Consider the following 22,090-nt stretch of genomic DNA (forward strand, 5'->3'; position numbering starts at 1 on the left):
GGGGGATATTCCATGCTCGCGCAACTTCCACCGGCCTTACAGAATCTGCAGCTTCCGCTTCGCCTGCGACTCTGGGACGGCCATGAATTCAATCTGGGCCCGACGCCCAGCGTCACCATCGTGGTCAAGGACCCGTTGATGGTGTCCCAGTTGACCCATCCAAGCCTCGACGCGCTGGGGGCGGCGTTCGTCGAGGGCAAACTCGAACTGGAAGGGTCGATCAGCGAGGTCATCCGGGTGTGCGATGAGTTGAGCTCCGCGCTGCTTGATGAAGACGAAGACAGTCACCCGGTGCGCACGCTCCACGACAAGGAAACCGACGCCAAGGCCATCTCCTATCACTACGATCTGTCCAACGCGTTCTACCAGCTGTGGCTGGACAGCGACATGGCGTATTCCTGCGCGTATTTCGAAACCGGCAGCGAAACCCTTGAGCAGGCGCAACAGGCCAAGTTCCGGCACCTGTGTCGCAAGCTGCGTTTGCAGCCGGGTGATTACCTGCTGGACGTCGGTTGCGGCTGGGGCGGTCTGGCGCGTTACGCCGCCCGTGAGTTCGGCGCCAAGGTCTTCGGTATCACCCTGAGCAAGGAACAACTGGCGCTGGCTCGTGAGCGGGTCAAGGCTGAAGGCCTGGAAGACCAGATCGAACTGCAGCTGCTTGACTACCGCGATCTGCCTCAGGACGGGCGTTTCGACAAAGTGGTCAGCGTCGGCATGTTCGAACACGTCGGCCACGCCAACCTCGCCGAATACTGCAAAACCCTGTTCGGCGCGGTAAAAGAGGGCGGTCTGGTGATGAACCACGGCATCACCGCCAAGCACACCGATGGCCGTCCGGTGGGGCGCGGTGCCGGGGATTTCATCGAGAAGTACGTGTTCCCCAACGGCGAGCTGCCGCACCTGGCGATGATCTCGGCCGAGATCAGCGAAGCGGGTCTGGAGATTGTCGACGTCGAAAGTCTGCGTCTGCATTACGCGCGCACCCTGGACCACTGGAGCGAACGGCTGGAGGACAATCTTGAAGCCGCCGCGAAACTGGTGCCGGAGCAGGCGCTGCGTATCTGGCGTCTGTACCTGGCGGGCTGCGCTTACGCATTCGCTCGCGGCTGGATCAACCTGCACCAGATTCTCGCCGTGAAAGCCCATGCCGACGGCGGCCATGAACTGCCGTGGACCAGGGACGACATCTACAACCCTTGAACCTAGAGAATCGGTGAAATCAGCCGGGCGATCCGCATGCCGACCTGTTGCAGGCGATGGATCTCCCGGCTTTCTTCTTTGGCGACCTCGTAGGCTTGGGCAAAGTCGTCATTGAGCATCTGTTCCACGCTGGCGGCGAATTCGCTGTCGACGGTCAGCAGCATCACTTCGAAATTCAGCCGGAACGAGCGGTTGTCCAGATTGGCGCTGCCGATGGCGCTGATTTCGCTGTCGATCAACACCACTTTTTGATGCAGGAATCCCGGTTCATAGCGGAATACCCGCACGCCGGCGCGCACCGCTTCGAACGCGTACAGGCTGGATGCGGCGTAGACGATGCGGTGGTCGGGACGCGAAGGCAGCAGCAGACGCACGTCGACCCCGCGCAATACCGCGAGGCGTAATGCGGCGAACACGGCTTCGTCGGGAATGAAGTAGGGGCTGGTGATCCACACGCGCTCGGTGGCGGCGTGGATGGCTTCGACGAAGAACAGCGAGCAGGTTTCGTAGGCATCCGCCGGGCCACTGGCGAGTAATTGGCAAAGTACGCCGTCCTCCGGGTAGGCGTCCGGCAGGATCAGCGGCGGCAATGACCGCGCGGCCCAGAACCAGTCTTCGGCAAATGACTCCTGCATGCACGCGACCACCGGGCCGCGCACCTGGACGTGGGTATCGCGCCACGGTGCCAGCGGTGGTTTTTCACCCATGTACTCGTCGCCGACGTTGTGGCCGCCGACAAACCCGATCAGCCCGTCGACCACCACGATCTTTCGGTGGTTGCGGAAATTCACCTGGAAACGATTGAGCCAGCCGCCGCGGGTGGCAAATGCTTTGACCTCGACGCCGCCATCGCGCAGCGCCTGCACGTAGCTGTGGGGCAGGGCGTGGCTGCCGATGCGGTCATAGAGCAAATGGATCACCACGCCTTCGGCCGCTTTTTTCAGCAACAGGTCACGCAGGCGCTGACCGAGTCGATCGTCGTGAATGATAAAAAACTGGATCAGCACGGCTTCCCGCGCCTGGTCGATTGCGTGGAAAATCGCCTCGAAGGTGGCGGCACCGTTGATCAGCAATCGCACTTCATTGTTGGCCAGGCACGGCATGCGCCCCAGTTTCGGCATCGCCCGCAACGAGTCATACGCATTCGAGGCGCGGGCGGTCAAGGCTTCTTCCACCCACGGCCGCCAGTTGAGTTCGGAAATCGCCTGGCGCATCTGTTCGTTGGCCTGGCGGCGGGCCTTGATGTAGCCATCGAAGGTGCTGCGGCCGAACACCAGATACGGGATGAGGGTGAGGTAGGGAATGAAGATCAGCGACAGCGCCCAGGCAATCGAGCCTTGTGCGGTGCGTACGGTCAATACGGCATGGATCGCAGCGATCGAGCCGAGAGTGTGTATCAGGGCGATCAGGTAACCGAAGATGTGCGGTCCGAAATAATCCATGGGGCAACCTTGCTCCTGAAGATTCAATGCTTAACAGACCATGTTCCAGGGCGATTGTCGCTATTTGTTTTCAAGTCGCCAGCGTCCGCCATGAACCGAAACAGGCGGCCGGCGTCTAACGGCCACTACTGATCAGGAGTTTTTCAATGAACGTTCGTCTGCTGGGTTTGGCGCTGGGCCTGGGTTTGGCCTTGCCGGTGGTTGCTCAGGCGCAAATGCTGCAGCCGGGGTTGTGGGAAATGACGTCGAGCAATGTGAAGGTCGATGATCAGGTGATGGATGTGCAGTCGATCCTCGGCCAGATTCAGGGCCAGATCACTCCGCAACAACGGGCTGAACTGGAGAAGCAGGGGATCAACATCGGCGGCAAGGGCATTCGCGCCTGTCTGACGCCGCAGCAGGTGGCGACCAACGATATTCCACTGGCGGATCCACAGTCGGGCTGCAAGCAGCAGATCACCGAGCGTGTCGGCAACCAGTGGAAATTCCGCTTCAGTTGCCCGAAAGCCCAAGGCACCGGTGTTGCGACGTTCCTCAGTGACCGCGAGTTCACCACCGTCGCCAACGGTACTTTCAACGCCATCGGGATCAACCAGAAGGGCAGTCTGGAAACCCGGGCAGTCTGGCTGGGTCAGGATTGCGGTACGGTCAAACCGAGAGCGTAACGTTACTGTCGAAACCGCCTCCACATCGAGTGGAGGCGGTTTTTTTCAGCGCATGAACCGCAGCGGCAATCCCTGACAGTTGTCATGGATCCGATGGTCATGCCACGCAATCTGCCCCGATACCACCGTCGTGCTGACCCGATGCCGAAAGCTGCGCTGAGCGAACGGCGTCCAGCCGCATTGCGACAGAACCGGCTGGCGTGACACCGCGACACCCTTGGGCTCCGGTTGCACCAACACCAGATCCGCCCAATACCCCTCACGCAAATAGCCGCGATCCGGAATGGCAAACAGATCCGCCACCCGGTGACTGGTCTTGGCCACCAGTGTGGTGATCGGCAGCACGCCATCCGCCACCAGTTCCAACAACGCCGGCAGCGCGTGTTGCACCAGTGGCAGCCCGGACGGCGCCTGTTCATACGCTTGCTGTTTTTCCGCCCAGGTGTGCGGCGCATGATCGCTGCCGATCACGTCCAGCCGATTGCTTAGCAGTGCCTGGCGCAGGGCGTCGCGATCGCTTTGGGACTTGATCGCCGGATTGCATTTGATCAGGTTGCCGAGGGTCGGATAGTCACGGTCATCGAACAGTAGATGGTGCAGGCAGACTTCGGCGGTGATGCGTTTTTGCGACAGCGGCTTGTCTTCGAACAACGCCAGTTCGCGGGCCGTGGTCAGGTGCAGGACGAGCAGACGAGTGCCATGACGTTTCGCCAGATCCACTGCCAGAGACGACGAACGAAAGCAGGTATCCGCATTGCGGATCAGCGCGTGGGCATCGGCTGGCAAATGATTGCCGTAGCGCTCACGCAGACTCCTGGCATTCACTTCGATGCTCGGCGTGTGTTCACAGTGGGCCAGCAGAATCGTCGGCACTTGCGCGAACAGGCGCTCGAGGGTGTTCGGGTCGTCCACCAGCATGTTGCCGGTGGACGCGCCCATGAACACTTTCACACCGGCCACTTCACAGGGATTGAGCGCCGCGACGGTGTCCAGATTGTCGTGACTGACCCCGAAGTGAAAACCGTAGTTGGCCACCGAGGTGATCGCTGCCCGGCGCTTTTTGTCGGCCAGCGCTTCAAGGGTCAGCGTGGCAGGGTTGGTGTTGGGCATGTCCATGAAACTGGTGATGCCCCCAACCACGGCTGCACGGGATTCGGTGTGGATGCTGCCCTTGGCCGGCGCACCCGGCTCGCGAAAATGCACCTGGTCGTCAATCATTCCCGGCAGCAACCATTGGCCGTTGGCGTCGATTTCACGGGTCGCGTTTTCACCTTCGATGCTGCCGGCGATCTTGATGATACGCCCGTTGCTGACCAACAGATCGGCGTCGAACTGACGACCTTCGTTCACCAGCCGCGCATTGCGAATCAACACACTGCTCATGATTCAGAACTCGTTCTGCAAGGCTTTGTAGCCGCGCACCAGGTCGACGTTGGTACGCGCCACGTCTTCGGAAAACTCCGAGGCGCTGACGCTCACCGGCGGGAATTGCGAGAGGTCGGTACCCGGGCCGATGCGGGTGGTGGAGGGCACGTAGAACGCGTCCGGCAGGTCCCGGCCGTCGACCACCGAGTTGTGCCGCACCACGCAACCGTTACCGACCACGCAGTTGAACAGCACGCTGTTGAAGCCGATGAAAACGCGGTCGCCGACCGTGCACGGGCCATGCACGATCGAACGGTGGGCGATGGAGCTGAATTCGCCGATGGTCACCGCTGCGCCGGATTTGGAGTGGATCACCACGCCGTCCTGGATGTTCGAATTGGCGCCGATGGTGATCGGTTCCATCTCGCCCGTGGCGTCCACTTCATCAGCGCGGATCACCGCGTAAGGGCCGACGAAAACGTTTTCGCCGATCACCACTTTGCCGCAAATGATCGCGGTTTTATCGACGTAGGCAGACTCGGCAATCTGCGGCAAATCACCGGAAGGATTTTTTCGGATCATGGCTGGCTCAGGGCTTGGTAGAGAGTGTTGAGGTTGTATTCGAACAGCCCGGTGAAGGTACTGGCCGGACCGTTGGCGGCGAGGGCGTCGGAGTACAGCGTGCCGCCGATGTGTGCGCCGCTTTCGTCGGCGATCTGTTTCAGCAGGCGCGCGTCCTTGATGTTTTCCATGAACACCGCTTTGACCTTGGCCTGGCGGATCTGGGTGATCAGCGCGGCGACTTCGGCAGCAGAAGGTTCGCGTTCGGTGGACAGTCCTTGTGGCGCCATGAAGTCGATGCCGTAGGCCTGACCGAGATAACCGAAGGCGTCATGGCTGGTGACGATCTTGCGGTTGCCCGGCGGCAGTGAACCGAGCTTGGTTTTCGCTTGGGCGAGGAGGGCGTAGATCTGTTTCAGGTAGGCCTGTCTGTTGCGCTCGTAGTCGGCTTTGTTGGCCGGATCAGCAGCGATCAGCGCCTTGGTAATGTTGGCAACGTACAGCTCGGCGTTTGCCAGGTTGTGCCAGGCGTGAGGGTCGGGGACGGTTTCGCCGTCCTCATCCAGCGAGCGCGGAATCACGCCGCGACTGGCACTGATCACTGGGGCTCTTGTGTTGGTGCTGGCGACCAGCCGATCCAGCCAAGGCTCGAAACCCAGCCCGTTCTTGACGATCAGTTTCGCCTTGAGCAGGGCCTTGGCGTCATCCGGAGTGGGTTCGTAAGTGTGGGCATCAGCGTCAGGGCCGACCATGTTGGTGATCTGGATATGCTCACCGCCGACCTGATGCACCATGTCGGCAAGGATGCTGAAACTGGTGACCACCGGCAGTTTTTCCGCCGCCGATAACGACATCGACAGCATCAGGCTGAACAGCACGAGTAGAGCGCGCATCGGGAAACACCTCATTGGGATGTGAGCAAAGGCGGGCGGCGCAACAGACCGTGAACCGGTCCGAACACCACGGAAAACACATAGCCGCCACCGGCGACCAGCACGATGGCCGGGCCGCTGGGCAGCGAGTAGTAGAACGACAGCAACAGACCGAGCCATACCGATGCGCAGCCAATGAGCGCGGCGATGGCGATCAGGATCGGCAGGCGTCGACTCCAGAAGCGTGAGGCGGCGGCTGGCAGCATCATCAGACCGACCACCATCAGGGCGCCGATGGCCTGGAAACCGATCACCAGGTTGAGCACCACCAGCGTCAGGAACACGCCATGGGCGACGGGGCCGAGTCGGCTGACCGTACGCAGGAAAAACGGATCGAGCGTGTCGAGGAGCAAGGGTTTGTAGATTAATGCCATGGCCATCAGGCTAAGCGCTGATACCCACAACATGCCGTTAAGGGTTGGCCCGTCGACCGCCAGTGCAGAGCCGAACAGCAGGTGCAGCAAATCCAGTCGCTTGCCGGCGATGCCGAGAATCAGCACGCCGCTCGCCAGCGAGATGGGATAGATGGCCGCGAGGCTGGCGTCTTCGCGCAGGCCGGTGCGTCGAGTGATCCACGCGGCGAGTCCGGCCATGCTCAGCCCGGCACCGAGTCCGCCGAGGGTCAGCGCGGGAAGACTCAGCCCGGCGAACCAGAACCCCAATGCGGCGCCGGGGAGAATGCCGTGGGCGACGGCATCACCGATCAGGCTCATCCGCCGCAGGATCAGGAAAACGCCCAGTGGTGCAGTGCTGCACGCCAATACCAGACCGCCCAGCAAGGCCCGACGCATGAAGACGAACTCGTGGAACGGCTGCCATAAATGACTGAGCGTGAGCATCAGGCCACCTGCGTGTGAGGCGTTTGCTGGATGAGGTCGACGCTGCTGCCGAATGCGCAGCCGCTCGGTTTGATCAGCAAGGTTTGTGGAATGTGTTGGCGTACGGCGGCAAGGTCATGGCAAACCACGACCAGGGTTCGTCCCTGCTCATGCCAGGCGTGCAGGTGTTGCCACAGCAATGTCTGGCCCAGTTCGTCGAGTGCGGCATGAGGTTCGTCGAGCAGCAGCAACGGTGTGTCGGCCAGGCTCAATCGGGCGAGCAGGGCGCGTTGCAGTTCTCCGCCGGAGAGGGCCATCAGGGGACGATGTTCCAACCCACTGAGGTGCCAATCTTCGAGTGCGGATTCAAGACGTTGAGCCCTGAGTTGCGATGACAGTCGGCGTCCCCAAAAACCTGCAGCCACCAATTCCTGGAGGCTGATCGGGAACTGTCGATCCAGATGCTGCTGTTGAGGCAGGAAGGACAAACCGCTTTGGCGTGGAACACTCAGTTCGACCTTGCCGGCCAATGGTCGCTGTAACCCGGCGATGACTTTGAGCAGGCTGCTTTTGCCGCTGCCGTTGACGCCGATGATTGCCGTCAGGCTGCCGCTTTCCAGCTTTAGGTCAAGCGGCGCGGTAAGCGGTTGGCCGGGTGCTCCCCAGCTCAGATTCTGGCAACGAATCATGGCTGCTCCCGGCTCCAATGACTCTCGGCGACGGCGTCGTGAGCGTGAAGGCTTTCGGCGTGGATAACTCGAACATGGAATTCGCTGACACCCGGTGAGCGGCGCAGTGTCTGGTTCAGGCGGCGGGCAGCATCTTCGCAGAACATCAGGTTCTGGCCGTTTGCGAGGGCGAAGGCTTGTTCGTCGGCGCGTTTTACAGCGGTTTGTACAGCGGTGCCGAGGGCTGCTTCGGCGTCGTTGATGATGGATGTCAGCGGCAGTTCATCAATGAATTCATCCAGATGTAGATGCAACTGCGCAGTACTGCGTTGACTGTGAGGTGTGGCGACAATGCCTTGGGTCGAGCCCAACCACGCCAACACATCGGCGTGTTGCAGCGGTTTGTTGGCGAAATCGTCGACGAATTGTTGCTGGATCAACTGCCTCGCCAATGCCGCGGAACAGGGGCAAGTTGAGGAGTACGCGACGTTAATTTTCAGTTCCACGTGGAACACTTTGTTTTTTAGCTGGGCTGAAACAGTGACCGGATAGGTTTTCCATCCTGCCAACGGGCTGACCAATGCCGGCCTTCTGAGCAGTAAATCAGCGTGGATATTGAGATAGGCGGCGTCGGAGAGCTCTTCGTGGCTGTCGAGGAAGCGTTGCAGAACTTGTCGCAGAAGGGCCGGCGAAAGATTCTGCTGCTCCAGCGTTTCCAGCCCCAGATACAGTCGCGACATGTGAATGCCGCGTGCGTCTCCATCATCAAGACTGACGCCTGCATCCGCTTTTGCGGCCAGGCGCTGGCCTTCGATAAACACAGGTAAAGCGATGCCGCACATCCCCACCCATTCGAGAGGCAGGGCCTGGCGAGCGGCTTGAGCCGCGACATCCGGCAAAGTCAGCGCGTTCATGAGCAGTTCCATGATGGTTATTGGATTTGATGTTACATTATAACAATTCAAACCACGATGCCTTTTTCATGAACAGGCTTTCATATGCACAGACGCCACTTGCTCAACTTGATGCTGGCCAGCGCGGCCTTTGTTTTGCCTTTTTCAGTGCCCGCCGCGCAGATACGGAATGCTCGGCTTTGGCGTTCGGATGAAAAGCTTCGGCTGGTATTCGATCTAAGCGGGCCTGTGAGCTACAAGACATTCACTTTGAGTACGCCTGAACGCTTGATTATCGATTTGAGCGGGGCGAGCCTGGATGGCGATTTCAGCCAATTAGCGTTATCCGGCACCCCGATTCGCTCGATTCGCTCCGGCCATTTTGGCCAAGGAAACACCCGGATCGTGCTGGATTTAAGCAGTCCGGTTCAGCTTAATTCTTTCTTGCTGGCGCCTCAGGATGGACAAGGTCACCGCTTGGTTTTGGACTTGATGGGAGCTCCGGCAGAGCTTCCGGCAAGCGTTCCACGTGAAACACCACAAGAAAAATCCCATCCCAAGCGCGACATCATGGTGGTAGTCGACCCGGGTCATGGCGGGAAAGATCCAGGTGCAATCGGCGCCAAAGGCGAGCGGGAAAAGGATGTAGTTCTGTCCATTGCGCGACTGCTCGCACGAAGACTCAAGCGAGAGAAAGGCTTTGATGTGAAGCTGGTCCGTAACGACGATTTCTTCGTCCCGTTGCGCAAACGTGTAGAGATAGCCCGTCAGCACAAGGCCGACATGTTCATTTCGGTACACGCCGATGCTGCGCCACGTCTGACGGCTTCCGGGGCGTCGGTGTATTGCTTGTCCGAAGGCGGTGCTACGTCCGCCACCGCACGGTTCATGGCGCAGCGTGAGAACGGCGTGGATCTGCTCGGTGCAACCAGCCTGCTCAATCTCAAGGACAAGGATCCGATGCTTGCTGGCGTGATTCTCGACATGTCGATGAACGCGACCCTCGCTGCCAGTTTGCAACTCGGAAGCACAGTGCTGAGCAGTCTGGCCGGCATCACCACGCTGCACCAAAAGCGCGTGGAACAGGCTGGATTTGCTGTTCTGAAATCACCGGACGTGCCGTCAATTCTTGTGGAAACCGGGTTCATTTCCAACGCGCGGGACAGTCAGCGCCTGGTGACGGCGCGTCATCAACAGGCCGTGGCTGATGGTTTGTTTGACGGCTTGCAGCGCTATTTCCAGAAAAATCCACCCATCGACAGCTACATGGCCTGGCAACAAGAGCAGAAAGGATCACGGGTTTAACACCCGATGATCCGGCTGCAGGTGAACTTCGCACTGCTGCCGCCGGAGCTGGAGAACCGATTGATCGTCGTCCAGCCTACGCGCCGGTTGTAGCCAACCCAGGCTTCTCCATCAGAAGCGATGCCGGTGAAGAACGTGAGTTGCCCATAACGGCTATTGGTTTGTGCCCAGTAGCGGTTGCCCGCTTTCTCGAATCCGCGCACGTAAATTGTGCTGCCGACGGTGTTGACGCTATAGGCGTTGCCGTTGGCATCAATGCAAGCCAACAGGTTTGCGCTGCGTGTGCAGTTGGCGAGCCCCGGCACTTGTGCTTCGGCACTCAGCGTCAGCATTGCCAGGCAGATAAGCGAGTACTTCAGCACGGTTTCCATGACGTCACTCGGCGACAAACTGATTGCAGCTTCCGGCCCTTTGTCACTTTGGGCAAGAAGAGAGTAGATTGAATTAGTTGTTATACTATAACATTATTCAGACAAGGCTTTTCGTGGCTTCTTTTTCAAGCGTCCGCTTCCCAGGTGATCTTATCGAAGCCCAAGAACGCTAGCCCCGAGAGCTTTCAGCGCTGTTTAGCGAACGTCTGATGAGGTTTATCCAATGTCTTCCCGACTTCCCGTGACCGTTTTGTCCGGCTTCCTCGGCGCCGGAAAAAGTACACTTTTGAATTACGTACTACGTAACAGAGACGATCTGCGCGTTGCCGTTATTGTCAACGATATGAGCGAGATCAATATCGATGGCAGCGAAGTCCAGCGTGATGTCAGCCTGAATCGTGCCGAAGAGAAGCTCGTGGAAATGAGCAACGGCTGTATCTGCTGTACGTTACGCGAAGACCTGCTTGAAGAGGTCAGCCAGCTGGCTCGTGAAGGCCGTTTCGATTACCTGCTGATCGAATCCACTGGAATCTCCGAGCCATTGCCAGTGGCCGAGACGTTCACCTTCCGCGATGAGCAGGGGCAAAGCCTTGCCGACATCGCTCGCCTCGACACTATGGTCACTGTAGTCGACGGCATGAATTTCCTGCCGGACTACCAGGCTGCTGAAAATCTCGCTTCCCGTGGCGAATTTCTCGGTGAAGAGGATGAGCGTTCGATCACCGATCTGCTGATCGAACAGATCGAGTTCGCCGACGTTCTGTTGATCAGCAAGATCGACCTGATCAGCAGTCGCGAGCGGGAGGAGCTGATGGCCATTCTCAGACGTCTCAACGCTCAGGCCGAGATCATCCCGATGGTCATGGGTGAAGTACCGCTGGAGAAAATTCTCAATACCGGTCGTTTCGACTTCGAAAAAGCCGCCCAGGCCCCGGGCTGGCTGCAGGAACTGCGTGGGAAACATGTGCCGGAAACCGAGGAGTACGGCATCGCATCCACAGCCTATCGGGCGCGTCGGCCCTTTCATCCACAGCGCTTTTTCGACTTCATCGATCGCCCTTGGGTAAACGGCAAACTGCTGCGCTCCAAAGGCTTCTTCTGGCTGGCCAGCAAACCCACCGACGCCGGCAGCTGGTCCCAGGCCGGAGGCCTGATGCGCCACGGTTTCGCCGGGCGCTGGTGGCGCTTCGTGCCAAAAGAACAATGGCCACAGGATCAGGAAAGTACCGCCGCGATCATGGAAAACTGGATCGCCAGCGTAGGCGATTGTCGCCAGGAGCTGGTGTTTATCGGGCAGAACATAGATTTCGCACAGCTGTCGTCGGAACTGGATGATTGCCTGCTGACCGATGCCGAAATGGCGCTCGGTACTCAAGGCTGGCGACAACTGCACGATCCCTTTGGCTCCTGGCACGACGAGGTGGCCTGATGCTCGCCCTGAAACCGCTGCCCGGCTGCACGCGTCATCAATCGTTCGGCCAGACCCCGCAGACGCTGGCGGACATTCTTGACGACGAGACCAACCTCGCGGTCTGGCAACGCCAGCTTCCGCTGCACATTTCCGAATTTGCGGACCTGTTACTTTCTCTGAACGAACCTTACGCAGAGGCGCTGTGCCTGGAATTGCCGGACGATGACGCAGAGCCGGATCTCACGGGACTGGCCAGCGGTTTTCGTGATCTGGAGGGTTACGAAGGGTTTATCGCCGACCTGAAATGGTTGATCAGTGCCTTCGCCTGCCTGTTGGGTGCACGGCGGATCGGTTTGCGTCTGCGGGTATTGGACAAGGCCATGTGTCCGCGTTTTCACGTCGATCATGTGCCGGTGCGATTGATCACGACGTATGCAGGTGTCGGCAGTGAATGGCTAAGGGAAGGGCAGATGGACCGTCGGCAACTTGGCCAACCGCAAGCCGAGCTGCAGGAAACGTCACGTATTCAGCAATTGAATCGGGGCGAGGTGGCATTGCTCAAAGGCGAAAAATGGCACGGCAACGAAGGTTTCGGGCTGATCCACCGCTCGCCGCAGCCGGCGCCCGGTGAGCGGCGGCTGATGCTGACCCTCGACTGGCTCGGCTAGCACCTCAGGGCTTGAGCCATTTCCCCTGGCTCTGAGCCTCGCAATAGGGCTGCAAATACGCCGCATCGGTGGCAACGCCGTAATAGTGGATATCCTGGCGATAAGGCATATTGGCGACTTGCGCGTTGCTGCACACGCCGAATGCGCCGACGGGGCAATGGTCGACGTATTGAACTTCGACTTTCTGCCCGGCCAGGGTCGGCTGGCAGAAGCCGTCGTTGAAGAGTTTTTCCGGGATGTTGCGATTTTGCTGGCAGACTTTCACGTCAAGCCGCTCCGCCTGGCTGTGCACCACGCAGGCCTGTGCCAAAGCCTCGCCGGACATCAGCATCAACAGCAACGACCACCCCATCCACCGCATCTTCGACCTCCAGAAAACCTTGATCATGTTGCAGAACATTCCCACCCACGTCATCGCCGGCCCCTTGGGCGCGGGCAAGACCAGCCTGATCCGCCAGCTCATGGCTCAGCGACCGGCGGGCGAGCGCTGGGCGGTGCTGATCAATGAGTTCGGCCAGATCGGGCTCGACGCTGCGCTGTTGACCCGCGACGCCGATGGTATCGCACTGGGTGAAGTGGCCGGGGGCTGTTTGTGTTGCGTGAACGGGGCGCCGTTCCAGATTGGTCTGGGGCGTTTGTTGCGCAAGGCGCGGCCGGATCGGTTGTTCATCGAGCCCTCGGGGCTCGGGCATCCGGCGCAGTTGCTGAACCAGCTGAACGAGGCGCCGTGGCAAGGCGTACTCGCCGTACAGCCTTGCGTGCTGGTACTGGACGCCAAGGCTCTCGCCGCAGGCAAACCGTTGCCGGACGCGCAGCAAGAGGCTTTGGCCAGTGCAGGCCTGCTGCTGTTGAACAAGGCGGAAAACCTCGACGAGACCACGCGCGAGCGAATCAGCCGACAGTTGCCGCCTGCCCGACTGATCTGGACGCAGCAGGCAATGTTGCCGCTCAGCGAATTGCCGGGTCTGGCGGTACAGGCGCAAGCAGGTGTGGATAAGTTGATCGTGCCCCAAGGGCTGGCGCAGATGCCGGCCATCTGGAGCGATCCGGCGTTGCCGATCTGTCTGAGTCAGGGGCAGGAAGGTGGCTGGAGTATCGGTTGGCGCTGGCATCCGAGCCAGGTATTCGATGTATCGGGGATTACCCAATGGCTGAAAAGTCTGAACTGGCGCCGGGCCAAACTGGTGATTCACAGCCCGGACGGCTGGCAGTCAGCCAATGCGCTGGACAATGCCGAGCTCAGCTGGCTGCCCAGTGAATGGCGCAAGGACTCCCGGATCGAGCTGATTTTCGACGAGCCACAAGCGGTCGGTGAATTACAGGCTGCGCTGGCTCAGTGCCGGCTTCAGACGAGCTGATTCAAGGCTTCCACTTGGTGTGTTCCTGACGCCATTGGCTCAGCTCGATCACTTCACCACGCGGCTTGGTCACTTCCACCACGGGCGGTGAGTCATCGAACGGCGCCGGGTAGGGCGCCAGCTCGATCTGGGCGCTGTGTGCTCCGAACTGGGTGATGGTGCCGTTGTGCCGGGTTTCGCCGGTCACGGTAAATTCGAAATTGTAGACCCGGGCCAGGCGTCGCCGGCCACTGGCGTCCTTGATCAGGCCGATCTTCTTCAGCGCCACGTTACCGTCGAGCAACTCGACGCCGACATTCACGCAATGCTGTTTGACCCGCTCCAGCGCCCGCTCGCGCAAGCCGTGGTTGTGCCAAAGCCACGCACCGGCGACGGCGAACAGCATCAGCACGAAAATGTTTTCCAGGGTGAGCATCAACACGAAACTCCAAATGATGGCGTCAGCTTAACTGCGTCGCCGGTCTGTCGTACAGGCTGCGTTTCGTCGCATACTGCGCGGCTTGAATTTCAATCGTTTTACGGAAAAACCCGAATGAAACGTACGCCTCATCTGCTCGCCATCCAGTCCCATGTGGTGTTCGGCCACGCCGGCAATAGCGCTGCGGTTTTTCCGATGCAGCGGGTCGGGGTGAATGTCTGGCCGCTCAATACCGTGCAGTTCTCCAACCACACCCAGTACGGCCAGTGGGCCGGAGAAGTGCTCGTGCCGCAGCGGATCCCCGAGCTGGTCGAAGGCATCGCCGCCATCGGTGAGTTGGGTAATTGCGACGCGGTGCTGTCCGGCTATCTCGGCAGTGCGGCGCAGGGCCGGGCGATTCTCAGTGGCATCGAGCGGATCAAAGCGGTTAACCCGAAAGCCCTTTACCTGTGCGACCCGGTGATGGGGCATCCGGAAAAGGGTTGCAGCGTTCCTGCCGAGGTCAGTGAGTTTCTGCTGGAAGAGGCCGCCGCCGTTGCGGATTTCATGTGTCCGAACCAGTTGGAGCTGGACAGCTTCGCCGGGCGCAAGCCGCAGTCGCTGTTCGATTGCCTTGCGATGGCGCGGGCGCTGCTGGCACGTGGGCCGAAAGCGGTGCTGGTCAAACATCTGGATTATCCGGGCAAGCCGGCGGATGGCTTTGAGATGCTGCTGGTGACGGCCGAGGGCAGCTGGCATCTGCGGCGTCCGCTGCTGGCGTTTCCGCGTCAGCCGGTGGGAGTGGGCGATCTCACGTCCGGCCTGTTCCTGGCGCGCGTGCTGCTCGGCGACAGTCTGGTGGCGGCGTTCGAATTCACCGCAGCGGCGGTGCATGAGGTGCTTCTGGAAACTCAGGCTTGCGCCAGTTACGAGTTGCAATTGGTGCGGGCGCAGGACCGGATTGCGCATCCTCGGGTGAAATTCGAGGCTACGCCGATCAGTCTCTGATCATTGCCGCGCTCGCGGACGGGGTCCGCGAGCGCGCTTTCAATCAGGCGTCGCCCTTGATTTCCTGATAGCGCTTTTCCAGCTCCTGACGGATCTGCCGGCGTTGCTGCGCCTGCATGTAGCGACGTTTGTCTTCGCTGTTCTGAGGTTGCAGCGGCGGTACGGCGGCGGGTTTGCGCTGATCGTCCACCGCAACCATGGTGAAGAAGCAGCTGTTGGTGTGGCGCACCGAGCGCTCGCGGATGTTTTCGGTCACCACTTTGATGCCGACTTCCATCGAGGTATTGCCGGTGTAGTTCACCGACGCCAGGAAGGTCACCAGCTCGCCGACGTGGATCGGCTCGCGGAAAATCACCTGATCCACCGACAGGGTCACCACGTAGCGGCCGGCATAGCGGCTGGCGCAGGCGTAGGCCACTTCGTCGAGGTATTTGAGCAGGGTGCCGCCGTGGACATTGCCAGAGAAGTTGGCCATGTCGGGGGTCATCAGTACCGTCATCGACAGCTGGGCGTTTCCGGGTTCCATAACGTTCTCACGGGTCAAGGCAGGGTTGCTGAAAGAAACACCTCTGCGGGTGCCTGGTCGCTTTTCAAAAGCACCGTTATCGGGACGCCAGGCAACTGGCCGCCGTCACGCCCGAATCGATCTGTTTCCATATATTGCACCGCCTTTCAGCCGGAAGTCGCGGTGTTACCCTGCAAAAGCGCCTCTCCAAGGGCGATTCCTACACCCAAAGCGGATTTTTACTCAGCTCGCCCAGACATTTCCCATGCCTGCGTGAGACTCGTCATTCAAGGAGCCCACACCATGCATGCCATCAGCTTTATTCAGGATCTGGCGGTGATCATGTTGGTCGCAGGTGTGGTGACCGTTCTGTTTCACCGCTTCAAGCAGCCAGTAGTGCTCGGCTACATCGTCGCCGGCTTCATCATCGGCCCGCACACGCCGCCGTTCGGCCTGATCCACGACGAGGAAACCATCAAGACCCTCGCCGAGCTCGGGGTGATTTTCCTGATGTTCTGCCTGGGCCTGGAGTTCAGCCTGCGCAAGCTGTTCAAGGTCGGCGCCACGGCATTTATCGCGGCGTTCCTGGAAATTGTCCTGATGATCTGGATCGGCTACGAAATCGGCCGCTGGTTCGACTGGAACACCATGGATTCGCTGTTCCTCGGCGCAATCCTGGCGATTTCCTCGACCACCATCATCGTCAAGGCGCTCAATGACCTGAAGATGAAAAACGAGCGCTTCGCGCAGCTGATCTTCGGCGTGCTGATCGTCGAGGACATTCTCGGCATCGGCATCATCGCCTTGCTGTCGAGCATTGCGGTCAGCGGCACGGTAAGTTCCGGTGAAGTGTTTTCCACAGTGGGCAAGCTCTCACTGTTCATGATCGTCGCGTTGGTCGTCGGCATCCTGTTGGTGCCACGACTGTTGGCCTACGTGGCGAAGTTCGAAAGCAACGAAATGCTGCTGATCACCGTGCTGGGCCTGTGTTTCGGCTTCTGCCTGCTGGTGGTCAAGCTCGAGTACAGCATGGTGCTCGGGGCGTTCCTGATCGGCGCAATCATGGCCGAGTCGCGGCAACTGCTGAAAATCGAGCGCCTGATCGAGCCGGTTCGCGACCTGTTCAGTGCGATCTTCTTCGTCGCCATCGGCCTGATGCTCGACCCGATGATTCTTCTGCAATATGCGTGGCCGATCGCGGTCATCACGGTAGCCGTGGTGCTGGGCAAGATGCTGTCCTGCGGCCTCGGTGCCTTTATCGCCGGTAATGACGGACGCACCTCACTGCGCGTCGGGATGGGGCTTTCGCAGATTGGCGAATTCTCCTTCATCATCGCGGCGCTGGGGATGACGCTGCAGGTCACCAGCAACTTCCTTTATCCGGTGGCCGTGGCGGTTTCGGTGATTACCACGTTGCTGACGCCGTACCTGATCCGGGCTGCCGATCCGCTGTCGATCAAGCTGTCCGCCGCGATGCCGCAGCGTCTCGGTCGCGTATTCGGAATGTACGGCGAATGGTTACGCAGTATTCAGCCGCAGGGTGAGGGCGCGATGCTGGCCTCGATGATCCGGCGAATCCTGCTGCAGGTCGGGGTCAATCTGGCGCTGGTGATCGCGATCTTCTTTGCCGGCGCTTTCTTTGCCGGGCGCCTCTCGATCTGGATGCAGGACTGGATCAGCGATCCGAGTTGGCAAAAGGCGTTGATCTGGGGCGGGGCATTGCTGGTGTCGTTGCCGTTCCTGATCGCGGCCTATCGCAAGCTCAAGGCGCTGTCGATGCTGCTGGCGGAGATGGGCGTGAAGCCGGAAATGGCCGGGCGTCACACACAGCGAGTGCGCCGGGTAATCGCCGAAGTGATCCCGATCATCTCGCTGCTGGTGATTTTCCTGCTGCTGGCAGCCTTGTCGGCCAGTATCTTGCCGACCAACAAGTTGCTGGTCTTGGTCGCCGTGGTCGCGGCCGCCGTGGCGGCGCTGCTCTGGCGCTGGTTCATCCGGGTGCACACGCGGATGCAGGTGGCCTTGCTGGAAACCCTCGACAACCACAAGGAGTCGTCGGGGCATTGACCTCCCAGGGTGAGGGGCGTTTCAGCTTTCCAGCCAGACGTCCCGCGCCCAGTGCCAGACCGATTCCCAGGACTCTTCGGTAATCAGTTCTTCTTCGCCGGACCACAGCACCACGGTGCCGTCTTCTTCGACGCAGTAGTAGTCGTCACCGTCCTGGCAGATCGGGATCAGGTCACGCGGCACGCCGGCATCCCAGGCATTGGCGGCTACGTCCGGCAGGTAGGTGTGGGATTGCGGGTCAGTGACGGTCACCGGCTCCAGGCTGCCGTAAACCACGTCGCTGACGGTCAGCAGAAACTCTTTGAAGACGAACGGGATGTTGATGAAGAGCTCTTCTTCGATTTCCACCAACTGGTCTTCGTCAGGCAACTCCAGGGGAACCGGTACGGGTTCGTTGGCTTCGCGCAGTTGTTCGATGATTTCTTCCACGTCCGGGATCCTCTTGCTTGAATGGCGCGGTTCATATGGGCCGGTTTATACAGTAGCTCGCTACAGATGCAACCGCGAAATAGAAAACCCCGGCCGAGGCCGGGGTTTTCATTACTGCGCGTAAACGTCGGAGGTGATCAGCCGTTCTGGCGGATACCGGCGACCAGCCAAGGCTGGTTGTCGCCCTGTGGACGTTCCATGTTCCAGCTTTCGCTGAACACTTCGCCCTGCTGATCGAAACGCGAGGTCTTCGACACGCCGTTGAAGGTTAGGGTAGCGATGGTCTTGTCCGCGCGGTCATCCACGCCATCCAGTTGTACCTGGAGGTTGTCGATGTAGGTGGACTGGAACGCGTCGCCCAGCTCCGCGCGCTCGCGCTTGAGGAACTCGAGCATTTGCGGGGTCACGAACTCGGCGATCTTGTCCATCTCGTTGGCGTCCCAGTGCTGCTGCAGCGCCTGGAAGTGGCTGCGGGCGGCTTCAAGGAAGCGCTGTTCGTTGAACCAGGCCGGTGCGTTGATCACCGGACGGGCGGCAGCAGGCGCGGCCGAACCACCGAAGATCGAACCCATGGCTGCTGGCTTCTGTTCGAACACTTCACGCTGCATCGGCGCGCCGGCCGGAGCGAACTGCTCCTGCTGCTTGCGGCGACGGGCGGCGATGAAGCGGAAGATCACGAACGCGATCACGGCCATGATCAGGATGTCGAAGAACTGCATGCCTTCGAAGCCGCCGCCCATGAACATGGAAGCGAGCAGGCCACCGGCCGCGATGCCCGCCAGAGGGCCGAGCCATTTCGAAGCACCGCCGGCCTTGGCCGCAGCGCCCGCGGCACCGGCAGCACCAGCGGTCGCCGCAGCGCCGCCCATGCCTGGAGAAGAAGGAGCCATCTGGCTGGTCTGGTGCGTCGGCGCAGCGCCGGCGCTTTTGCCACCACCAAAGCGCTTGGCGTTGGCGTCGAGGCTCATCGTCAGGCCGATGCACAACGCCATGGCGATGCTAAGAAAACGTTTCATAAAGGGAATTCCCGTTTGTGGAGACACGCGCGCCATGTTGCACAGCTGAAGTGTTACTGGCTAGCGAGAGAGTGTTTCGGGCTTTTGCCTGACAGGTTACGTTCAGCTCGGTCGGGGCAATAAGGCCATGTACTTTTGTCTGTAGGAAAAGGAGATAGGTTCAGCAGGAAATGGATCAACGCCGCAAGGCCAGCATCACCACTCCGGCGGTGATCAGGCCGATGCCGCTCCATTGTCGCAGGTCGAGTTTCTCACCCAGCAGGATCACACCGAGCACCGCCACGAAGACCACGCTGAGCTTGTCCACCGGCGCGACCAGCGACGCCGGGCCGACTTTCAACGCCCGGAAGTAGCACAGCCACGAAGCACCGGTGCCCAGGCCCGACAACAACAGAAACAGGTAGCTCTTGGCGGAGATCGATCCCAAGGACTGATATTGGCCCGTGACGTACAAAATCAAGGCCAGGCTGATCAATACGACGATTGTGCGCAGGAGGGTGGCAAAGTCGGAGTTGACGTTTTCGATGCCGATCTTGGCGAAGATGGCTGTCAGCGCGGCAAAAGTGGCCGAGAGCAGGGCCCAGAATGTCCAGGAGGAAAAAAATCCCGAGCCCATGGATGTTGCCTCCAGTGTCCGTTCCCGTGCTCAGCGCGGGAACGGACGTTGACTTATATGGCTTCCAGCTTCGCGTACCCGAGCATCAGCCACTTGCTGCCTTCGGCGAAGTTAACCTGCACCCGGGCCTGGGCGCCGGCGCCTTCGAAGTTGAGGATCACGCCGTCGCCGAAGATCGAGTGACGCACAGCCTGGCCAAGGCTCAGGCCGGTTTCCGGAATCTCGCTACCGCTGAACAGGTTGCTGCTGCCCATCGACGGGTTGCCGCCGAACGGTCGGCTGACGCTGTTCGAAAGGCGTACTTCCTGAATCAGGCCTTTCGGTACTTCCCGTACGAAACGCGACACCTTGTTGTAGGTTTCGCTGCCGTACAGGCGTCGGGTTTCAGCATAGGTCATCACCAGGTTTTGCATCGCCCGGGTAATGCCGACATAGGCCAGACGCCGCTCTTCCTCAAGGCGTCCAGGTTCTTCCAGGCTCATCTTGTGCGGGAACAGGCCTTCTTCCATGCCCACCAGGAATACGTAAGGGAATTCCAGGCCCTTGGCGCTGTGCAGGGTCATCAACTGAATGCTGTCTTCGTGTTCGTCGGCCTGAGTGTCGCCGGCTTCCAGCGAAGCGTGGCCGAGGAACGCGGCCAGTGGCGTCAGCTCTTCGTCTTCTTCAGTGTTCTCGAAGTTGCGCGCGGCGCTGACCAGTTCCTCAAGGTTTTCTACCCGGGCCTGGCCTTTCTCGCCTTTTTCCGCTTCGTGGTAGGCGATCAAACCGGACTGCTCGATGACGGTCTGGGTCATCAGGTGCAACGGCATCTCGGCGCACTTGGCGGCGAGGTTTTCGATCAGCTCGATAAACGCGCCCAGCGCACCGGCAGCGCGACCGGTCAGGCCTTTGTTGGCCACCAGCTGGCGCATGGCTTCCCACATCGACACATCGCTGTGGCGTGCATGGTCACGGATCGCCTCGACGGTTTTCTCGCCGATGCCACGAGCCGGGACGTTGATCACCCGCTCCAGAGCCGCATCGTTGCCACGACCTTCCAGCAAGCGCAGGTAAGCCATGGCGTTCTTGATTTCCGCCCGTTCGAAGAAGCGCTGGCCGCCATAGATGCGGTACGGAATGCGTTCACGCAGCAACGCCTCTTCCAGAACGCGCGATTGGGCGTTTGAGCGGTAGAGAATCGCGATATCGCTGCGCGCCAGGCCGGTTTTCAGCGCACTTTCGATGGTTTCGACCACGTAGCGCGCTTCATCGTGTTCGTTGAACGCGGCGTAGAGGTTGATCGCTTCGCCATCGCCGCCGTCTGTCCACAGCTCTTTGCCGAGACGTCCGGTGTTGTTGGCGATCAGGGCGTTGGCGGCCTTGAGGATGCCGGCCGTAGAGCGGTAGTTCTGCTCCAGACGGATGGTCACCGAGTCCGGGAAGTCCGACGAGTACTGGTGGATGTTCTCGATTTTCGCGCCGCGCCAGCCGTAGATCGACTGATCGTCGTCGCCGACCACCATCAGGCTGTCGCTACCCTTGCCCAGCAGACGCAACCAGGCGTACTGCACGGCGTTGGTGTCCTGGAATTCGTCCACCAGAATGTGTCGGAAACGCTTCTGGTAGTGCGCCAGCAGGCCCGGGTGATCGCGCCACAGGTCGAGGGCGCGAAGCAGCAGTTCGGAGAAATCGATGACACCGGCACGCTGGCACGCTGCCTCGTACGCTTCATAAATGCCGCGCATGGTCGCCAGGAACAGATCGCCGCTGGCCTGAATGTGTTGCGGACGCAGACCTTCGTCTTTCTGCCCGTTGATGAACCACTGGGCCTGACGGGCCGGCCAGCGTTGCTCGTCCAGCCCCAGCTCGCGGATTACCCGCTTGACCAGTCGTTGCTGGTCGTCGCTGTCGAGAATCTGGAAAGTCTGGCTCAGCCCGGCTTCCTGCCAGTGCGCCCGCAGCAAGCGGTGCGCCAGGCCGTGGAAGGTGCCGACCCACATGCCGGCCGGGTTGATGCCCAGCAATTGCTCGATGCGGTGACGCATCTCGGCAGCGGCCTTGTTGGTGAAGGTCACCGACAGAATCGAGTGCGGCGAGGCGTTTTCGACCTGGATCAACCAGGCGATACGGTGCACCAGCACTCGGGTTTTGCCGGAGCCGGCACCGGCCAGGACCAATTGACGACCAACGGGAGCCGCTACGGCCTGGCGTTGGGCATCGTTGAGGGAGTTCAGCAGAAGGGAGAGATCATCGCGCATCGGGGCATTCTAGGGTGCGCCGCAGGCCCGGGCAAACCGAGCTTTGCATTAGCCGATGAAAGTGCTGTCGATGACGACCGGTCGGTCACCGGCTACAGGCGTTGACCCGCCTGGCGTCGGGGCTTTGGAGGGGGACGAGCGGTGGAAAAGTTTCGGTG

General features: G+C 60.2%; 23 protein-coding genes. 8 read left to right on the forward strand and 15 right to left on the reverse strand.

Annotated elements, in window-relative coordinates; translation table 11 throughout:
• Nucleotides 1-12: 12 nt before the first annotated feature.
• Nucleotides 13-1,200, forward strand: a complete 1,188-nt coding sequence (cfaB, locus tag MKZ87_RS22735; RefSeq protein WP_085696682.1) for a C17 cyclopropane fatty acid synthase CfaB — start codon at nt 13-15, stop codon at nt 1,198-1,200.
• 2 nt (nt 1,201-1,202) lie between these two features.
• Here cfaB and cls read toward each other — a convergent pair whose 3' ends face one another.
• On the reverse strand, nt 1,203-2,642 hold the full coding sequence (gene cls, locus MKZ87_RS22740; protein WP_085696684.1) for a cardiolipin synthase: 1,440 nt from the start codon (nt 2,640-2,642) through the stop codon (nt 1,203-1,205).
• 146 nt (nt 2,643-2,788) lie between these two features.
• Between cls and MKZ87_RS22745 the strand changes: the two genes are divergently transcribed.
• The gene (locus tag MKZ87_RS22745) at nt 2,789-3,307 is read left to right on the forward strand and encodes a DUF3617 domain-containing protein (protein WP_007954220.1); all 519 of its coding nucleotides are present in this window, start codon (nt 2,789-2,791) and stop codon (nt 3,305-3,307) included.
• Between the two features lie 45 nt (nt 3,308-3,352).
• Here MKZ87_RS22745 and MKZ87_RS22750 read toward each other — a convergent pair whose 3' ends face one another.
• Genes MKZ87_RS22750 through folE2 form a run of 6 tightly spaced genes read right to left on the reverse strand, consistent with a single transcriptional unit; the run spans nt 3,353 to nt 8,565 of the window.
• Nucleotides 3,353-4,690, reverse strand: coding sequence for a dihydroorotase (locus MKZ87_RS22750; RefSeq protein ID WP_266202023.1), 1,338 nt, complete (start codon nt 4,688-4,690; stop codon nt 3,353-3,355).
• Nucleotides 4,691-4,693: 3 nt separating this feature from the next.
• Nucleotides 4,694-5,254: a carbonate dehydratase gene (locus tag MKZ87_RS22755; protein ID WP_011336655.1), complete on the reverse strand. Its 561-nt coding sequence runs from the start codon at nt 5,252-5,254 to the stop codon at nt 4,694-4,696.
• On the reverse strand, nt 5,251-6,126 hold the full coding sequence (locus tag MKZ87_RS22760) for a metal ABC transporter substrate-binding protein (RefSeq protein WP_266202024.1): 876 nt from the start codon (nt 6,124-6,126) through the stop codon (nt 5,251-5,253). The genes MKZ87_RS22755 and MKZ87_RS22760 overlap by 4 nt, the downstream gene beginning before the upstream one ends.
• An 11-nt stretch (nt 6,127-6,137) precedes the next feature.
• Entirely contained in the window at nt 6,138-7,004 is an 867-nt protein-coding gene (locus MKZ87_RS22765) for a metal ABC transporter permease (RefSeq protein ID WP_085696690.1), read from the reverse strand.
• Complete coding sequence (locus MKZ87_RS22770; RefSeq protein WP_085702270.1) at nt 7,004-7,672, reverse strand: metal ABC transporter ATP-binding protein; 669 nt, start codon at nt 7,670-7,672, stop codon at nt 7,004-7,006. The genes MKZ87_RS22765 and MKZ87_RS22770 overlap by 1 nt, the downstream gene beginning before the upstream one ends.
• On the reverse strand, nt 7,669-8,565 hold the full coding sequence (folE2, locus tag MKZ87_RS22775; RefSeq protein ID WP_085702271.1) for a GTP cyclohydrolase FolE2: 897 nt from the start codon (nt 8,563-8,565) through the stop codon (nt 7,669-7,671). Before folE2 ends, MKZ87_RS22770 begins: the two co-directional genes overlap by 4 nt.
• A gap of 84 nt (nt 8,566-8,649) precedes the next feature.
• Between folE2 and MKZ87_RS22780 the strand changes: the two genes are divergently transcribed.
• Nucleotides 8,650-9,849, forward strand: a complete 1,200-nt coding sequence (locus tag MKZ87_RS22780) for an N-acetylmuramoyl-L-alanine amidase (RefSeq protein ID WP_085696696.1) — start codon at nt 8,650-8,652, stop codon at nt 9,847-9,849.
• Here the strand turns inward: MKZ87_RS22780 and MKZ87_RS22785 are convergent.
• On the reverse strand, nt 9,846-10,220 hold the full coding sequence (locus MKZ87_RS22785; protein ID WP_085696698.1) for a glutamine synthetase: 375 nt from the start codon (nt 10,218-10,220) through the stop codon (nt 9,846-9,848). The two genes, MKZ87_RS22780 and MKZ87_RS22785, sit on opposite strands and share 4 nt — an antisense overlap.
• Nucleotides 10,221-10,443: 223 nt before the next feature.
• Between MKZ87_RS22785 and zigA the strand changes: the two genes are divergently transcribed.
• On the forward strand, nt 10,444-11,649 hold the full coding sequence (gene zigA, locus MKZ87_RS22790; protein WP_266202025.1) for a zinc metallochaperone GTPase ZigA: 1,206 nt from the start codon (nt 10,444-10,446) through the stop codon (nt 11,647-11,649).
• Complete coding sequence (locus tag MKZ87_RS22795) at nt 11,649-12,299, forward strand: DUF1826 domain-containing protein (RefSeq protein WP_266202026.1); 651 nt, start codon at nt 11,649-11,651, stop codon at nt 12,297-12,299. The genes zigA and MKZ87_RS22795 overlap by 1 nt, the downstream gene beginning before the upstream one ends.
• A gap of 4 nt (nt 12,300-12,303) precedes the next feature.
• On the opposite strand, the gene MKZ87_RS22800 is transcribed toward MKZ87_RS22795, so the two are convergent.
• Nucleotides 12,304-12,660, reverse strand: coding sequence for an NADH:ubiquinone oxidoreductase (locus tag MKZ87_RS22800; RefSeq protein WP_085702275.1), 357 nt, complete (start codon nt 12,658-12,660; stop codon nt 12,304-12,306).
• A 25-nt stretch (nt 12,661-12,685) separates the two neighbouring features.
• Here MKZ87_RS22800 and MKZ87_RS22805 point away from each other — a divergent pair, with 25 nt between their 5' ends.
• A complete protein-coding gene (locus MKZ87_RS22805; protein ID WP_266202027.1) occupies nt 12,686-13,657 on the forward strand; it encodes a CobW family GTP-binding protein in 972 nt (323 codons plus the stop codon).
• A gap of 1 nt (nt 13,658) precedes the next feature.
• Here MKZ87_RS22805 and MKZ87_RS22810 read toward each other — a convergent pair whose 3' ends face one another.
• Entirely contained in the window at nt 13,659-14,072 is a 414-nt protein-coding gene (locus tag MKZ87_RS22810; RefSeq protein ID WP_085696709.1) for a DUF3301 domain-containing protein, read from the reverse strand.
• Nucleotides 14,073-14,189: 117 nt separating this feature from the next.
• Between MKZ87_RS22810 and pdxY the strand changes: the two genes are divergently transcribed.
• The gene (gene pdxY / locus MKZ87_RS22815; RefSeq protein ID WP_085696711.1) at nt 14,190-15,062 is read left to right on the forward strand and encodes a pyridoxal kinase PdxY; all 873 of its coding nucleotides are present in this window, start codon (nt 14,190-14,192) and stop codon (nt 15,060-15,062) included.
• A 43-nt stretch (nt 15,063-15,105) separates the two neighbouring features.
• Here pdxY and MKZ87_RS22820 read toward each other — a convergent pair whose 3' ends face one another.
• On the reverse strand, nt 15,106-15,588 hold the full coding sequence (locus tag MKZ87_RS22820; protein ID WP_003229693.1) for an acyl-CoA thioesterase: 483 nt from the start codon (nt 15,586-15,588) through the stop codon (nt 15,106-15,108).
• Between the two features lie 282 nt (nt 15,589-15,870).
• Here MKZ87_RS22820 and MKZ87_RS22825 point away from each other — a divergent pair, with 282 nt between their 5' ends.
• The gene (locus tag MKZ87_RS22825; RefSeq protein ID WP_085696713.1) at nt 15,871-17,634 is read left to right on the forward strand and encodes a cation:proton antiporter; all 1,764 of its coding nucleotides are present in this window, start codon (nt 15,871-15,873) and stop codon (nt 17,632-17,634) included.
• Between the two features lie 21 nt (nt 17,635-17,655).
• Here the strand turns inward: MKZ87_RS22825 and MKZ87_RS22830 are convergent, their stop codons facing one another.
• The 4 genes from MKZ87_RS22830 to uvrD form a co-directional block, all read right to left on the reverse strand.
• Nucleotides 17,656-18,063, reverse strand: a complete 408-nt coding sequence (locus MKZ87_RS22830) for an SMI1/KNR4 family protein (RefSeq protein WP_007954245.1) — start codon at nt 18,061-18,063, stop codon at nt 17,656-17,658.
• Between the two features lie 137 nt (nt 18,064-18,200).
• Entirely contained in the window at nt 18,201-19,079 is an 879-nt protein-coding gene (locus MKZ87_RS22835; RefSeq protein ID WP_085686042.1) for a Tim44 domain-containing protein, read from the reverse strand.
• A gap of 175 nt (nt 19,080-19,254) precedes the next feature.
• A complete protein-coding gene (locus MKZ87_RS22840; RefSeq protein WP_085702277.1) occupies nt 19,255-19,695 on the reverse strand; it encodes an EamA family transporter in 441 nt (146 codons plus the stop codon).
• Nucleotides 19,696-19,748: 53 nt separating this feature from the next.
• Nucleotides 19,749-21,932: a DNA helicase II gene (gene uvrD / locus MKZ87_RS22845; RefSeq protein WP_085702278.1), complete on the reverse strand. Its 2,184-nt coding sequence runs from the start codon at nt 21,930-21,932 to the stop codon at nt 19,749-19,751.
• Nucleotides 21,933-22,090: the final 158 nt, after the last annotated feature.

Origin of the sequence: Pseudomonas sp. MCal1, assembly GCF_026341415.1 — a bacterium.
Taxonomy (GTDB): Bacteria; Pseudomonadota; Gammaproteobacteria; order Pseudomonadales; family Pseudomonadaceae; genus Aquipseudomonas.